15 protein-coding genes are annotated in these 14,221 nt (G+C 64.9%); 4 read left to right on the top strand and 11 right to left on the bottom strand.

The window, feature by feature from the left end:
* Position 1: 1 nt before the first annotated feature.
* Together modA and ACT2B0_RS19930 are read right to left on the bottom strand one after the other, a co-directional pair.
* Entirely contained in the window at positions 2–811 is an 810-nt protein-coding gene (gene modA / locus ACT2B0_RS19935) for a molybdate ABC transporter substrate-binding protein (RefSeq protein WP_473459999.1), read from the bottom strand.
* Positions 812–1,000: 189 nt separating this feature from the next.
* A complete protein-coding gene (locus ACT2B0_RS19930) occupies positions 1,001–1,381 on the bottom strand; it encodes a cupin domain-containing protein (RefSeq protein WP_473459998.1) in 381 nt (126 codons plus the stop codon).
* A 227-nt stretch (positions 1,382–1,608) separates the two neighbouring features.
* Here ACT2B0_RS19930 and ACT2B0_RS19925 point away from each other — a divergent pair, with 227 nt between their 5' ends.
* The gene (locus tag ACT2B0_RS19925) at positions 1,609–2,937 is read left to right on the top strand and encodes an amidohydrolase family protein (protein WP_473459997.1); all 1,329 of its coding nucleotides are present in this window, start codon (positions 1,609–1,611) and stop codon (positions 2,935–2,937) included.
* Between the two features lie 155 nt (positions 2,938–3,092).
* Here the strand turns inward: ACT2B0_RS19925 and groL are convergent, their stop codons facing one another.
* Positions 3,093–4,718, bottom strand: a complete 1,626-nt coding sequence (gene groL, locus ACT2B0_RS19920) for a chaperonin GroEL (protein ID WP_473459996.1) — start codon at positions 4,716–4,718, stop codon at positions 3,093–3,095.
* A gap of 41 nt (positions 4,719–4,759) precedes the next feature.
* The gene (locus ACT2B0_RS19915) at positions 4,760–5,074 is read right to left on the bottom strand and encodes a co-chaperone GroES (RefSeq protein ID WP_473459995.1); all 315 of its coding nucleotides are present in this window, start codon (positions 5,072–5,074) and stop codon (positions 4,760–4,762) included.
* Between the two features lie 293 nt (positions 5,075–5,367).
* On the opposite strand from ACT2B0_RS19915, the gene htpG reads away from it, so the two are divergent.
* Positions 5,368–7,275, top strand: coding sequence for a molecular chaperone HtpG (gene htpG / locus ACT2B0_RS19910; RefSeq protein ID WP_473459994.1), 1,908 nt, complete (start codon positions 5,368–5,370; stop codon positions 7,273–7,275).
* A 27-nt stretch (positions 7,276–7,302) separates the two neighbouring features.
* Here htpG and ACT2B0_RS19905 read toward each other — a convergent pair whose 3' ends face one another.
* Together ACT2B0_RS19905 and ACT2B0_RS19900 are read right to left on the bottom strand one after the other, a co-directional pair.
* Positions 7,303–8,334, bottom strand: coding sequence for a histone deacetylase family protein (locus ACT2B0_RS19905; protein WP_473459993.1), 1,032 nt, complete (start codon positions 8,332–8,334; stop codon positions 7,303–7,305).
* 82 nt (positions 8,335–8,416) lie between these two features.
* Complete coding sequence (locus tag ACT2B0_RS19900; protein WP_473459992.1) at positions 8,417–8,578, bottom strand: hypothetical protein; 162 nt, start codon at positions 8,576–8,578, stop codon at positions 8,417–8,419.
* Positions 8,579–8,977: 399 nt separating this feature from the next.
* Between ACT2B0_RS19900 and ACT2B0_RS19895 the strand changes: the two genes are divergently transcribed.
* Positions 8,978–9,130, top strand: a complete 153-nt coding sequence (locus tag ACT2B0_RS19895; RefSeq protein WP_348393849.1) for a hypothetical protein — start codon at positions 8,978–8,980, stop codon at positions 9,128–9,130.
* Positions 9,131–9,328: 198 nt separating this feature from the next.
* On the top strand, positions 9,329–9,463 hold the full coding sequence (locus ACT2B0_RS19890; protein ID WP_473459991.1) for a hypothetical protein: 135 nt from the start codon (positions 9,329–9,331) through the stop codon (positions 9,461–9,463).
* 331 nt (positions 9,464–9,794) lie between these two features.
* On the opposite strand, the gene leuD is transcribed toward ACT2B0_RS19890, so the two are convergent.
* From leuD to ACT2B0_RS19865, 5 genes are read right to left on the bottom strand one after another with little or no spacing between them, the layout of a single operon-like run.
* Positions 9,795–10,406: a 3-isopropylmalate dehydratase small subunit gene (gene leuD / locus ACT2B0_RS19885; protein ID WP_473459990.1), complete on the bottom strand. Its 612-nt coding sequence runs from the start codon at positions 10,404–10,406 to the stop codon at positions 9,795–9,797.
* Positions 10,403–11,803 (bottom strand): 3-isopropylmalate dehydratase large subunit, encoded by a 1,401-nt coding sequence (gene leuC / locus ACT2B0_RS19880; RefSeq protein ID WP_348393852.1) that lies wholly within the window; start codon positions 11,801–11,803, stop codon positions 10,403–10,405. The genes leuD and leuC overlap by 4 nt, the downstream gene beginning before the upstream one ends.
* Positions 11,804–11,853: 50 nt before the next feature.
* On the bottom strand, positions 11,854–12,711 hold the full coding sequence (locus ACT2B0_RS19875) for an isocitrate lyase/PEP mutase family protein (protein WP_473459989.1): 858 nt from the start codon (positions 12,709–12,711) through the stop codon (positions 11,854–11,856).
* A gap of 19 nt (positions 12,712–12,730) precedes the next feature.
* On the bottom strand, positions 12,731–13,453 hold the full coding sequence (locus ACT2B0_RS19870; RefSeq protein WP_473459988.1) for an ABC transporter ATP-binding protein: 723 nt from the start codon (positions 13,451–13,453) through the stop codon (positions 12,731–12,733).
* Positions 13,446–14,162, bottom strand: a complete 717-nt coding sequence (locus ACT2B0_RS19865; RefSeq protein WP_473466122.1) for an ABC transporter ATP-binding protein — start codon at positions 14,160–14,162, stop codon at positions 13,446–13,448. Before ACT2B0_RS19865 ends, ACT2B0_RS19870 begins: the two co-directional genes overlap by 8 nt.
* Positions 14,163–14,221 lie beyond the last annotated feature (59 nt).

The raw sequence follows: 14,221 nt of genomic DNA, 5'->3' as shown, positions 1-14,221 counted from the left end.
TTCAGTTGGTCGTCGCGCCGGCGAGCGGCACGAAACCGTGCTCGGCAAAGATCGTCGCGGCCGCCGGCGACTGCAAAAAGGCGAGGAAGGCGCGCGCCGCGTCCTTGTCGACCCCGGCCATCAACGCGGCGGCGTAGACGATCGGCGGGTGGGTCTCTGCCGGAAAAAGGCCGACCACGCGCACGTCGGCATCGGCGGCGGCATCGGTCTGGTAGACGATGCCGAGCGGCGCCTCGCCGGTCGAGACAAGGGCCAGCGCGGCGCGGACGTTTTCGGCCTGCGCGACGCGCGGCGCGACGGCATCCCAGGCTCCGAGCGACTGCAACGCCGCCTTGCCGTAGCGACCGGCCGGAACCGCGTCGGTATTAGCCATGGCAAGGCGGCCGTCCTCGCCAAGGGCTGTGAGAAGCTCGAGCCCCGGTTCGATGGCAAGCTCGGCCGTGCTGCCCTTCGGCGCGATCAGCACCAGCCGGTTCGACAACAGCTCCCGCTCGCTCGCCGAATCGGTCAGGCCACGCTCCGACAGATAATCCATCCAGTCGAGATTGGCCGACACGAACAGGTCGGCCGGCGCACCCTGCTCGATCTGGCGCGCCAGCGCCGAGCTGCCGGCATAGGAGACCGCCAGCGCCGCGCCGGTCTTCTCCTGCCAGGTCGCACCGATTTCGTCCAGGGCATCGCGCAGGCTGGCGGCGGCGAAGACCAGCACCCTGTCGCCGGCATGGACCGGCGCCGGGATCGTCGACAGACACGCAAGCGCCAGGACAAGCAAGGCCCGGACGGCGCCGGAAACGCGTGACGGATGCAGCATGAAAATCCTCCCCAGCTCGCCGGCACGATCGGAACGATCGCCGGTCGATCATGTTTCGATATATTTCATCGAATATAACGAAGTGGCCGTCAAGGGGTTTGTAACCGTGCGCTCGTCACGCGACGGCCGGGGCGGGTCCCGGTCGAAGACGGGAGCCTTCGCACACGACGCGGCGGGGCCGCCATCGTGTCAGCCGCCACCGCCGTCTTCGAGATCGAAATAACAGGCCGGCGTGAAGCGCGGTGTGCACAGGCAATAGAATTCCAGGTCGTCCGGCCCATCATTGGCGATGCGCTGCGCCGCGCCGGCGGTGATCATCACCTGGTCGCCCGGACCGAGCCGCTGGCGGCGACCATCGATCTCGACCGTGCCGCGGCCCTTGCGCACAATGTAGCGCTCCGCCACCCCGTCGAGCCGGTGAAGCTGGGTCGTCACGCCGGGCTCGACCCGGGCAAGCGCCAGCGAGACGTCGGGCGATTTTTCCGAGTTCAGCAATTCGGTGATGAAACAGCGCTCGCCGGTGAAGACCTCCGGGCCCGGCTTTCCCGCGATGTACCATTCAGGCCGCATGTGTCACCCTCGCACCGTTGGCGCATCTGCGCGTTGTCTAGCACGTCTTTTACGATCCGCAATTTGCTCGTCTTGTCGGACCGCCTTCAGCGGCCTCAGCGCTTGCGAAGCCCGGCTGACAGCGGCCGACGAATACGGGCGGTTGAAGGAGAAGGCGGCCCCGGCTCTTGATCGGAGGTATCGCAAGGGCGTAGCACCACGCGACGAGACGGACCGAGGAGGATTGGATGATCAAGGACGCCGTGGAGCTGGTGATCCGCAACGCGATCGTCGTCACCGCCGACCAGGATCGCCGCGTGATTGCGGATGGCGGCGTGGCGGTGTCGCAAGGCCGCATCGTCGCCGTGGGCACGGCGGCCGAGCTGGCGCCATGGGAGGCCGGCGCGGCGCGGGTGCTCGACGCCTCCGGCATGATCCTGATGCCCGGCCTGATCAACACCCATTGCCATGCCGGCGACAGCCTGTTTCGCGGCCTGGTCGAGGATCTGCCGCTGGAAGCCTGGCTGCAAACGGTGTGGAAGGCCGAGGGCGCGATCCTCAATGCCGAAACATCCTATCTGGGCACGGTGCTCGGCTTTGCCGAACAGCTCCTGACCGGGGTCACCACGGTGATGGACATGTTCTGGTATCCGCACGAGACGGTGCGCGCGGCACGCGCGCTCGGCATGCGGGTGTCGACCGGCGGCATCTTCTTCGACCCGCCCGGCGTCAACGGCCACACGCCGGAGCGACGGATTGCCGAAGCCGAGCGGTTCTTCGCCGATTTTTCCGGGGCCGACGACGTATTTGCGGCGGTGATGCCGCACGGCGCCTACACGGTTTCGCCCGATACGCTCAAACACGCGCGCCGCATTACCGACAGCCATGGCGGGCTCTATTCCATCCATGCCGCCGAGACCCGGGCCGAGCAGGCCGACATTCAGGCGCGTTACGGGCGCTCCGTCATCCGCCACCTCGACGCGCACGGGCTGCTCGACGCGCGCACGGTGCTCGCCCATTGCGTCCATCTCGACGACGAGGAGATCGCCATTCTGGCGCGCACCCGCGCCGTCGTCTCCCACAATCCGGTCTCCAACCTGAAGCTCGGCTCCGGCATTGCCCGCATTCCCGACATGCTGGCCGCCGGCGTGCGGGTGACGCTGGGCACCGACGGCGCGATCAGCGGCAACGATCTCGACATGTGGCTGGCGTTGCGGCTAGCGGCCATGCTGCACAAGGGCGCCAACGAAAAGGCCGATGCCGTCGCCACGCACCAGGCGCTCGACATGCTGACGCGCGACGCCGCCGACGCGCTCGGCGCGGGCGCGGCGATCGGAAGTCTGGAAACGGGCAAGCTCGCCGACATGGTGCTGGTCGACGCCAGCCGCGCCCACGCCGTGCCGATGTTCGACCCCGTCACCCATCTGGTCTATTCGGCCGGCAAGGCGGATGTGCGCCACGTCTTTCTGGCCGGCGAGCAGGTCGTGGCCGACAAACGGCTGACCCGCGTCGATCTCGACGAAACGCTGGCTGCGGTGCGGGCGCTGACCCCGGCGATCGCGGCGAGCATCGCCTGATAGGCCGCGGGCCGTCAGCCAGCCAAGATGGCGCCACCGCCGTCACCTTTCGGCACCGTGCCGGACAGCCTTTTGCAGCCGCCGAACCGCGGCGTGGCTACAAAAGAGCCCGCCTCGCACGCGGAGGCGGGCCCTGTCATAGCGAGAACGCCGGATCAGAAATCCATGCCGCCGGGCATGGCCGGCGCGGCAGGCTCCTTTTTCGGCCTATCGGCCACCATCGCCTCGGTGGTGACCAGCAGGCCGGCGACGGAGGCCGCATCCTGCAACGCGGTGCGCACCACCTTGACCGGGTCGATCACGCCCATCTTGAACATGTCGCCATATTCGCCGGTCTGGGCGTTCCAGCCATAGGAAAAGTCCGACTTCTCGCGCAGCTTGCCAACGATGATCGAGCCTTCCGCGCCGGCATTTTCGGCGATCTGGCGCACCGGCGTCTCGATCGCCCGACGGACGATGTCGATGCCGAAATTCTGGTCGGCATTGTCGCCGGAAAGCGCGTCGAGCGCCGATACCACCCGCAGCAGCGCGACCCCGCCGCCGGGCAGCACACCTTCCTCGACGGCCGCGCGGGTCGCGTGCATGGCGTCGTCGACGCGGTCCTTCTTCTCCTTGACCTCAACCTCGGTCGCACCGCCGACGCGAATGACGGCAACGCCGCCGGCGAGCTTGGCCAGACGCTCCTGCAGCTTCTCACGGTCGTAGTCCGAAGACGTCTCCTCGATCTGCTGCTTGATCTGGGCGACGCGGCCCTGAATGTCGTCCTTCCTGCCGGAACCGTCGACAACTGTGGTGTTTTCCTTTTCCACCACCACCTTCTTGGCGCGGCCGAGCATGTCGAGGGTCACGTTCTCGAGCTTGATGCCGAGATCTTCGGAGATCACCTGGCCGCCGGTGAGGATGGCGATATCCTCGAGCATCGCCTTGCGGCGATCGCCGAAGCCCGGCGCCTTGACGGCTGCGACCTTCAGGCCGCCGCGCAGCTTGTTGACCACCAGGGTCGCCAGCGCCTCGCCTTCCACGTCCTCGGCGATGATCAGCAGCGGCTTGGACGACTGCACCACCGATTCCAGCACCGGAAGCATGGCCTGCAGATTGCCAAGCTTCTTTTCGTGCAGGAGGATGTAGGGCTCTTCGAGCTCGACGCGCATCTTGTCCTGGTTGGTGACGAAGTAGGGCGAGAGATAACCACGGTCGAACTGCATGCCTTCGACGACTTCGAGCTCGGTCTCGGCGGTCTTGGCTTCCTCGACCGTGATCACGCCCTCGTTGCCGACCTTCTGCATCGCCTCGGCCAGGAACCTGCCGATCTCGCCGTCGCCATTGGCCGAGATGGTGCCGACCTGGGCGATCTCGTCATTGTTGCCGATCTTGCGGGCCTTGGTCTTCAACCCGGCGACCAAGGCGTCGACGGCCTTGTCGATGCCGCGCTTGAGGTCCATCGGGTTCATGCCGGCGGCCACCGCCTTGGCGCCCTCGCGCACGATCGACTGGGCGAGAACCGTCGCGGTCGTGGTGCCGTCGCCGGCGATGTCGTTGGTCTTGGAGGCGACTTCGCGCACCATCTGCGCGCCCATGTTCTCGAACTTGTCTTCAAGTTCGATTTCCTTGGCGACGGTGACGCCGTCCTTGGTGATGCGCGGCGCGCCGAACGACTTGTCGATGACGACGTTGCGGCCCTTGGGGCCGAGCGTCACCTTGACGGCATCGGCCAGAATATCGACGCCGCGCAGCATGCGTTCGCGCGCGTCGCGGGAAAACTTCACATCCTTGGCAGCCATTTCACGACTCCTTCAATAGTCTGATCTTCGACGCAACCGGTTCAGGCGGCCTTGCGGGCGGCCTGACCGGCCTCCAGCACGCCCATCACGTCGCTTTCCTTCATGATCAGGAGATCCTCGCCATCGAGCTTGATCTCCGTGCCGGACCACTTTCCGAACAGGATGCGGTCGCCGGCCCCAACGTCGAGCGGAACCAGTTTTCCGCTGTCGTCGCGCGCGCCGGGACCGACGGCGATCACCTCGCCTTCCTGCGGTTTTTCCCTGGCGGTGTCGGGGATGATGATGCCGCCTTTGGTCTTTTCATCGGCCTCCACGCGGCGGACCAGGATACGATCATGCAGGGGACGGAACGTCATGTGTTTTCCTCCATGGGACAAACAGATTTCGAGAGGTTCCTCAGCGGCGATTCTCTCGCATCGCCGTGGGAGCGACCCGGATTTCGGCATCGCCGGCGACGATTTGGTTGTCTGATTTTCCGCTTTCAAGAGCCCGCGGGGAAAAATTTGGCGCTCTTTCCCTCAGAGTGCTAAAGGCTTGCAGGAAAGCGGCAATTCACCAATATCCAGGCTCGGGCAGACCGGGCGCGATAGTCATGCGGCGTCGCGGCTTGCCGGCGACCGCCACGAGAAACCATCCGATGGACAGGACCATGACCGATACTTCTTCCGCACCCGTCGAACACCACGCCTTTGAGGCCGATGTCGCGCGTCTGCTCACGCTGATGGTGCATTCGGTCTATTCCGAGCGCGATGTGTTCCTGCGCGAGCTGATCTCCAACGCCGCCGATGCCTGCGAGAAGCTGCGCTACGAGGCGATTGCGGAACCGGCCCTGCTCGGCGACGACCCGCAGGCCCGCATCACGCTGGCGGCCGACCACGAAGGCGGCACGCTCAGCGTTGCCGACAACGGCATCGGCATGAGCCGGGACGATTTGGCCGAATCGCTGGGCACCATCGCCCGCTCCGGCACCAAGGCGTTCCTGGAACGCGTCACGGCGCAAGGCGGCGACAAAGGCCTCGACGGCGACCGTCTGATCGGCCAGTTCGGCATCGGCTTCTACTCGGCCTTCATGGTCGCCGACAGGGTCGACGTGTTCTCGCGCCGCGCCGGCTCCGACGAGGCCTGGCGCTGGTCGTCGGACGGCAGCGGCAGTTACGAGATCGCGCCGGCCGCGCTCGAGGACGCACCCGCCCGCGGCACGCGGGTCGTGCTGACACTCAAGGACGATGCCAAAAGCTTTGCCGAACGCGCCAAGCTGGAGCGGATCGTCAAGGCCCAGTCCGGCCACGTGCCGGTGCCGATCCTGATCGCGGAAAAGCCCGGCGCGGAGCCGGAAGCCATGACCGACGGCTCGGCGCTGTGGGCGAAGCCGAAGGCCGAGATCACGCCGGAGGACTATGCCGATTTCTATCGCGGCCTGTCGGGCCAGTATGACGAGCCCGCAATGACGGTGCATTTCCGCGCCGAGGGCCGGCACGAATATTCGGCGCTCGCCTTCGTGCCGGGCGCGCGGCCGTTCGACCTGTTCGATCCCGACCGCAAGGGCCGCGTCAAGCTCTACGTCAAGCGTGTCTTCATCACCGACGATGCCGAGCTCCTGCCGCGCTATCTGCGTTTCGTGCGCGGGCTGGTCGACACGGCCGACCTGCCGCTCAACGTTTCGCGCGAAATGATCCAGGAAAGCCCGATCCTGGCCGCGATCCGCAAGGGCCTTACCAACAGGGTCCTGACCGGGCTTGAAAAGCTGTCCGAAAGCGAGCCGGACACATTCGCCGCCGTGTGGCGCGATTTCGGCGGCGTCTTGAAGGAAGGCATCTACGAAGATTTCGAACGCCAGGAGCAATTGCTCGGCCTTGCGCGGTTCCGCACCACCGAAGCAGGCGCCGAGTGGCGCTCGCTGAAGGACTATGTCGCGGCCATGAAGGATACCCAGCAGGCGATCTATTTCCTCGCCGGCGACGATCTGGACCGGCTCAGGACCTCGCCGCAGCTCGAGGGGTTCCTCGCCCGCGGGCTGGAGGTGCTGTTGCTTTCGGATCCGGTCGACAGTTTCTGGGCGGCCACCGCGCAAGGTTTTCAGGGCAAGCCGTTCCGCTCCGTAACCCAGGGCGCGGCGGACTTGGCCGACATCCCGCGTCTCGACGCCGACAAGGACCAGGACGCGGCGCCGGAGGCGGACGCCGCCACCGCGACGCTGATCGCTTTTGCCAAGACGGTGCTGGAGGACGCGGTCTGCGACGTGCGCGCCTCCGAGCGCCTGACCGAAAGCGCGGTCTGTCTGGTCGCTCCGGAAGGCGGGCCCGACCGCCAGCTCGAGCGTATCCTCAAGGGCGCCGGCCAGGCCGGCGAGGCGGCCAAACCGGTGCTGGAGATCAATCCGCGTCACGCGCTGGTGAAGGTTCTCGCGGCTGTGTCAGCCGACACGGCGCTGCGCGAGGACGCCGTCCGGTTGCTTTACGACGAAGCGCTGATCCTCGACGGCGAACGGGTCGGCGACGCGCGTGGCTTCTCCGAGCGGCTGGCGCGCGTGCTGCAACAGGCGCTCGGCAGCGCGTAGAGGCGCTCGCCGGGGAGCGCGTTGCGCCTATGCGCCCTCGAAGCCGGTCAGAACGCCGACGGCGTTGACGCCGATCTCGGCGACCGCGTAGCCGCCCTCCATCACGAACAAGGTCGGCAGGCCGAGCCCGGCGATGCGCGCGCCGATTTGGGGATAATCGCCGGAGATCAGCCTGAAAGCGCTGATCGGGTCGCTTTCGAACGTGTCGACGCCGAGCGAGACGACCAGAATGTCGGGCGCGTAGGCGGCGACCTGAACGAGCGCGTCGTCGAGCGCGGCACTCCAGCCCTCCCAGCCGGTCCCGGCCGGTAGCGGGTAATTGATATTGAAGCCCTCGCCCGGTCCCGCGCCGCGCTCGTCGCGATGGCCGAGGAAATGCGGATATTCGGTCAGCGGATCACCATGCAGATTGACCATTTGCACGTCGTCGCGGGCATAGAAGATCTCCTGCGTGCCGTTGCCGTGATGATAGTCGATGTCAAGGATGGTGACGCGCCCCGCGCCGCGGTCGCGGAACCATTGCGCGGCGACGGCGGCATTGTTGATGTAGCAGTAACCGCCCATCGTGGCGGTTCCGGCGTGATGGCCGGGCGGTCGGCAAAGCGCGAAGGCGGCCCGCTCGCCCGCCTCGACAATCCCGGCCGCCGTCAGCGCGGTGTCGAACGAGGACTTGATCGCGTCCCAGCTTCCTTCCACGAAGGTCGCGCCGCCGTCGAAGGAATAATACCCGAGCAGCGCCTCGACCGTCTTCGGCGGCACGTCGGCGCGCAGGCCGCGCACCGGCCACACGAACGGCATCGCCGGGGTCTCGTGCCCGGCATCGCGCCACATCGGCCAGGCCCGCGGCAAAAAATCGATATAGTCGGCATCGTGCACGCGCTTGGCGGCCTTGATGTCGTGCGCGACGGGTTCGAGCACCGGCCCGAGCGCCACCGCCTCGATGCGCTCGCGAATGTGCCTGGCGCGCATCGGGTTTTCGAAGCCGGGCACGATCGCGCCGCCGACGAGCTCGGTTTGGCCCGCATGGCCGGCATGACGCGGCGAAAAGACGGTTTTCATGAGCCCTCCGCAAACGCGCCGGCATCGGCGCCATTTGCGCCAACTTGACCACGGGAGCCGGCGGGCGCGCAAGACCGGTCGGTCAGTGCGGCGCGGGCGCGGCGAAATGGCTGGCGGCCCCGGCAATCAGGCCGAGCGCCGTGGCGTCGATCTGCAGCCGCGCGGTCTCGATCAGCGGCCGATGCGCGAGATAAGCGGCAATGCTGACGGTCAGGGCGAAGGCCGGCCGGAGCGTACGCCGCACGCCGCCGGCCGCGCTCAGCTCGGATCCGCGCGGCGGCTATTGCGGCGCATGGGCGCGGCCACGCCGCCGACGTGGAGAGACGCGGCCTGTCCGCCCGCCCGCTCGGAGCTTGCAGGGGCATGAAGGGGTCTGAAACACCAGGTGCAGCGAACGGCGGCGCGCGGCGCGGCGCGATTGCAATGATCGCAGAACAACGTCCCGAAACGCATGGTCACGGTCGAACTCCTATGCGCGCGTCCTGCGCGCGCCCAGATGGTCATGTAGCTTGGCGTGGAGGACCCGGAACGGGCGCGATCGCGATCTTGGTCAGGCTGTCGCGAACCCGCTCCGGGCAAAGACAGGCGTCTTGCGGAGTGGCCCGGGCTGGAGTTGGCGGATTCGCGTGCACATGGGCTCTAGATGGCCACCAATTGGGGCAAATACAAGGACGCGCACAGCCGGTCGGTCCGGTTTGACTTTCCCGGCGGCGCGGCCGATGCTGGCTCCATCATGATTGGCATCGTCCTTCCAGCCGGGGTCTTCACCACCGCCTACCGGCTCTCACGCCGCTAGCCCTGGTCTGCCACGCGTCCAAGGCTCGCCAGGAGCATTCGCGACCGAACCAGGGTGATCTTCGCGCCCCTCAGGCCAGACCGCAGCGGCGGCGCCTCGGGCGCTCGACCTCGAATCAGACCTGTCCGTCCGTCGGGACGCGGCGTGCGCTGCGCGCCGCGCCAGGCGGATACGGCATGCCGTGCAAAGGAACCGCACATGTCGAAGAAGAACCGCAAGGGCAACCGGGAAGCCAGAAAACCCAAGCAACCGAAACAGGCCAGCGAGGCCGCGTCCTCGGTGGCCGAATTGGGCAGGGTGCACCAGCCCGGCAGGAGGCAGGCCGGCAAGTAGCCGCCTCCGCCGCGGTCCGCGAGAACGCCGCGCGGACCGCGGGCGCCGGTGAGGCCGGTAGCATTTGCCGATCACCGCCCCCGTTGCGATATCGAGCGCGGCAAAGAATGAGGTCGCGCCGTTGCGGATATAGGTGGTCCCGCTTGGTGAGACAGTCTGGCGGCTTGGCTAAGGTGGATCGGGTTCGTCTTTACGGCGGAAAGACGGGGCATTCACATGGGATCGATGCAAGATTTGACGGCGGCCCCGATCGCGAGCTTCTCAACCGGCTGCTGACACCCTTCCGACAGCCAAAACCGAACATCCCGCCATCTTCAGGCCGAACCGCCTTTCATCCAACCCGCCCGCCCCCCGACACGTCACGGGTCATTTCATACCTTCGAATTGTCTCCAGAAAGCCTAATGTGAAGCCAATCTCGTCAACCCCGTTGAGCAAGCAATGCTTCTTGAAGGGGTCTATCTGGAAGCCAAACCTGACGCCGCCGTCCACGTGGACCGTCTGGGCCTCCAGATCGACATGAATGCAGGTATCGGGGCTGGCCCTCAGGTGAGCGAGGATCTGCCCGACCGTCTCGCCGCCCGTCTGGACTGGCAGGAGACCGTTCACGAGTGCGTTCTGATAAAAGATGTCCCCGAAACTTTCCGCGATCACCGCACGGAAGCCAAGATGCTGCAAAGCATATACCGCGCCTTCCCGCGACGATCCGCATCCAAAGTTCGAACCAGCGATCAGGATCATCGCGCCGGCGTAGTCTTTTGAATTGAGAGGTGTGACGCTGAGCGGCGAACCATCGGCGTCGAACCGCAGATCTCGGAAGCAATAATCGGCATACCCGTCTTCGGGTTTCAACGCGAGGAAGCGCGCCGGAAGAATCTGGTCAGTATCAACGTTCTCGAGGCCAAGCGGGAGGCCTTTTGCCTTGAGGTTGGTGAAGGGCGTCATTGCGCGGTCTCCGATATGTCCACCGGATGGCCAGTGACCGCTATCGTTGCCGCCATGGCAGGACTCACCAGGTGGGTGCGAACGCCAGCGCCCTGACGTCCGACGAAGTTTCGGTTCGACGTCGAAGCGCAGCGTTCACCCGGGCGACCCAGATCGCCGTTCATTCCCGAACACATCGAACACCCAGACAGGCGCCATTCGAATCCAGCTTCCAGGAATATCCGATGCAAACCTTCGCGTTCTGCCTGTGCTTTGACCCTCATCGACCCGGGAACGACGATAGATGGCATGACGACTTTCCGCCCGCCCACGGCACCCGCCGCCGCGCGCAGGTCCTCGATGCGACCGTTGGTGCAAGAACCTATGAAGACGCGATCGAACCTGATGTCCGTGACCGGCGTACCCGGCTCAAGCCCCATATAGTCCAGCGCCGCAATCTTGCTCTTGCGTCGAGACATCTCGGCGATCGACGCAGGATCGGGGATAACGCCGCCTACGCTGACGCCGTCCTCAGGGCTCGTTCCCCATGTAATCATCGGCTTCAGCGAAGCCGCGTCGATCTCGACTTCCCTATCGAACACTGCCGTGTCGCCAGTGCGCAGCGCCTTCCACTCGTCAAGCTGCGCCTGCCAACCCGCCTCGTCGCCGTCGAAAATGCGATCGCGCAGATAGTCGAATGTAAGCTGGTCCGGCGCAACCAGGCCAAAGCGGGCACCGGCCTCGATCGTCATGTTGCATAGCGTCAGTCTACCTTCGACACTCAGTGCCTCGATAGCCGGACCGGCATATTCGATCGCGTGGCCCGTTCCGCCAGCAGCACCTAGCCGCGCAATGACGGCCAGCGTGAGATCCTTTGCCGTAACGCACGGCTTGAGACGTCCGTTCACCACGACTCGCATCTGCCTGGGCTTCTTCTGCCATAACGCTTGAGTTGCCAGAACGTGTGCGACCTGCGATGCGCCTATGCCAAACGCCAGCGCTCCAATGGCACCGTGCGTAGCCGTATGACTGTCGCCGCAGACAATGGACATTCCGGGGCGGGTGAGGCCGAGTTCAGGGCCGATGACATGGACGATGCCCTGCGAGGGATGCGACAGATCGAGCAGATCAATCCCTGCTTCCCTCGCATTTGCGGAAAGATCGGCGATGATCTGGCGCCGCGAAGCCACATCGACGCGGGCAAGGTCTCGGGAGGTGGTAGGAGCATAGTGGTCAGTGATCGCGGTCGCCAGTTCGGGCCTGCGCACCTTTAGGCCACGACGGCGCAGCAAGGAAAACGCATTGCGTGAACCTTCGTGGAGCAGATGGCGGTCGATGAAAAGCAGCGTCCCGGCAAGTGGATGCTCCATCACCGCATGACGTGACCAGAGCTTGTCGAAAAGCGTCGTTGCCTGCATCGTGATCTTGCCTTGTGATGCATCAATGGGAAAAGGCGGAAGGGTAGCTGTCATGCGAGGGGCGTATCGAGCGCCCCGTTGATGCTGCGCCACTCGGCACCGGCGGCGAGGGCCACGCCCTCCCTTATACTGAGATCGCCCGGCGGCACGGGGTGGCGGCCGTTGGCCTTCGCGAGGTTCAGGACCTCAATCGATACGCCCATCACCGACTTCAACAGAATGCTGGGCAGGATCACGATTTTGTACCCCATCTCGGCCGCGTCCTTGAAACCGATATCGGGCGTCTTGCCGCGCCACACCACGTTGAGGAGACAGGGCACGTCGATGCGTTCGGGGATCGCGGCCATTTCGCCGAGGGTTTGGGGAGCTTCCACGAAGACGATGTCCGCACCGGCATCCGCGGCGCGCTTGCCTCGCTCGATCGCGACCTCGAAGCCTTCGACCGCGCGCGCATCGGTCCGCGCGATGATCAGCAGGTCGGCACTTTCTCGTGCCTTGCAGGCTGCCCGAATCTTGGCGATGTAATCGTCCGCTGGAACGATGGACTTGTTCTCGAAGTGGCCGCATTTCTTGGGAAACGTCTGATCCTCAATCTGGATCGCCGCCACGCCGGCTCGCTCATAGGCGCGGACCGCTCGGGCGGTATTGAGTTCGCTGCCAAAGCCCGAATCCGCATCCGCTATCAGCGGCACGTCAACCGACGCCGCCATGCGACCTGCTACAGTCACCATTTCCGTCATTGTGAGGAGACCAAAGTCCGGATATCCATGAGAGGCTGAAACGCCCGCTCCGGTCATGTATACCGCGTTGAACCCGGCTCTCTGGACGGCCCCTGCCGTCAAACAATCATAGGCCCCCGGCGCAAGTACGAACTCCTCGTTCGCTATCATTCGCTTCAGTGAAGTCATACCAACCCTTCCTCACACGTCAGAGCCCTAGGTAGGCGCGGATATCCTGTTCTCTGGAGGCCATGGCAGCCGTCGCGATCTCGTCGACGACCCGGCCGTTCTCCATGATGTAGTGGCGGTCGGCGAAAGCACGCGCGAAACGGTAGTTCTGCTCGACAAGCAAGATCGTATAGGAGCGGTCGCGCAAGGTTCGGATGATCGACCCGATCTCGTTAACGATGACAGGAGCGAGGCCCTCGGTAGGCTCGTCGAGCAGCAGGGTCTTGGCGCCGCTACGCAGAATGCGTGCAATCGCCAGCATCTGCTGTTCGCCGCCAGATAGTGTCGTGCCGCCACTGTCACGCCGCGCGCGCAAATTGGGAAATGTGGTGTAGAGCTCGTCGACTGAAAGCCCGCCCGGCGCCAGCACCGGCGGTAGAAGAAGATTTTCGTGTACCGATAGCGATGAGAATATTCCGCGATCCTCGGGGCAGTAAGCTAAACCGAGGCGGGCCGTATGACGCGGCGAAAGCCCGATCGCCTCCTTGCCGTTTATCGTGATCGATCCCGAACGGTTGGGTAATAGTCCGGCGATCGCCTTGAGCGTGGTCGACTTGCCCGCACCGTTGCGACCGAGCAGGCTGACGATCTCTCCGGGCTGGATATGAAGGTCGATGCCGTGCAGGACCTGGCTATCGCCATAACCTGCGACGACCCGTCTAAGTTGAAGAGCGAAACCCCGATCTCCAGCGGTCTCAGTCATAGCCTGCTCCGATATAGGCAGTTTGCACGTCCTTATTGGCCGATACGTCCTCGTAACTTCCCTCCGCGAGAACTTGCCCACGTGCCAGCACGGTGATGCTGTCGGAGATTTCTGCCACGACCGAGAGATTGTGCTCCACCATCAAAATGGTTCGGCCGGCACGCAATCGCGTGATCAATTCGGTCACTCGGCGAACGTCCTGTGGAGACATGCCCGCCATCGGTTCGTCGAGCAGCATCACGCTGGGATCCATGGCCAGGGTCGTCGCGAGCTCCAGCGCCCGCTTGCGGCCATATGACAGGAAGCGTGCCTTCTCATGCCGATAGTCGGACAGCCCAACCAGTTCCAGCAGTTCGTCCGCCCGAACCATCAAGTCATGCATGCCAGCGTCAGAGCGCAGCATGGAATAGACACGCCTCATCTTGCTTTGCAGTGCGACGCAGACGTTCTGGCGCACCGTTAGATCCTCGAAAACCGCCGATATCTGGAATGAGCGTACAAGACCGGCGCGGGCAATGTCGGCCGGCCGCGTACGCGTCACGTCGCGTCCCTCGAGGAACACCTGCCCCCGGGTTGGGCTCAGAAATTTGGTAATCAGGTTGAAGCAGGTAGTTTTGCCCGCCCCATTCGGACCGATCAGCGCATGAATATCGCCACGCTGGACATTCAGATTGACACCGTCAACCGCTCTGAAGCCGCGGAACTCCATGGTCAGGTCACGCGTTTCAATCACGCAATCCTTGGCGTCGTTCCGTGGAAAATCGACTA

The sequence above is a fragment of the Nitratireductor sp. J20-h4 genome (assembly GCF_056780505.1).
The sequence above is the reverse complement of the archived record's forward strand: the minus strand, read 5'-3'. Positions and strand labels throughout refer to the sequence as shown.

Bases quoted from the DNA above. Each gene is read 5' to 3' on its own strand.
- ACT2B0_RS19925 (WP_473459997.1), top strand. From the start codon at position 1,609: ATGATCAAGGACGCCGTGGAGCTGGTGATCCGCAACGCGATCGTCGTC.
- ACT2B0_RS19865 (WP_473466122.1), bottom strand. From the start codon at position 14,162: ATGGAGTTCCGCGGCTTCAGAGCGGTTGACGGTGTCAATCTGAATGTC.
- leuD (WP_473459990.1), bottom strand. From the start codon at position 10,406: ATGACGCCCTTCACCAACCTCAAGGCAAAAGGCCTCCCGCTTGGCCTC.
- ACT2B0_RS19915 (WP_473459995.1), bottom strand. From the start codon at position 5,074: ATGACGTTCCGTCCCCTGCATGATCGTATCCTGGTCCGCCGCGTGGAG.
- htpG (WP_473459994.1), top strand. From the start codon at position 5,368: ATGACCGATACTTCTTCCGCACCCGTCGAACACCACGCCTTTGAGGCC.
- ACT2B0_RS19890 (WP_473459991.1), top strand. From the start codon at position 9,329: ATGTCGAAGAAGAACCGCAAGGGCAACCGGGAAGCCAGAAAACCCAAG.
- ACT2B0_RS19875 (WP_473459989.1), bottom strand. From the start codon at position 12,711: ATGACTTCACTGAAGCGAATGATAGCGAACGAGGAGTTCGTACTTGCG.
- leuC (WP_348393852.1), bottom strand. From the start codon at position 11,803: ATGCAGGCAACGACGCTTTTCGACAAGCTCTGGTCACGTCATGCGGTG.
- ACT2B0_RS19895 (WP_348393849.1), top strand. From the start codon at position 8,978: ATGGCCACCAATTGGGGCAAATACAAGGACGCGCACAGCCGGTCGGTC.
- groL (WP_473459996.1), bottom strand. From the start codon at position 4,718: ATGGCTGCCAAGGATGTGAAGTTTTCCCGCGACGCGCGCGAACGCATG.
- ACT2B0_RS19905 (WP_473459993.1), bottom strand. From the start codon at position 8,334: ATGAAAACCGTCTTTTCGCCGCGTCATGCCGGCCATGCGGGCCAAACC.
- ACT2B0_RS19870 (WP_473459988.1), bottom strand. From the start codon at position 13,453: ATGACTGAGACCGCTGGAGATCGGGGTTTCGCTCTTCAACTTAGACGG.
- ACT2B0_RS19930 (WP_473459998.1), bottom strand. From the start codon at position 1,381: ATGCGGCCTGAATGGTACATCGCGGGAAAGCCGGGCCCGGAGGTCTTC.
- modA (WP_473459999.1), bottom strand. From the start codon at position 811: ATGCTGCATCCGTCACGCGTTTCCGGCGCCGTCCGGGCCTTGCTTGTC.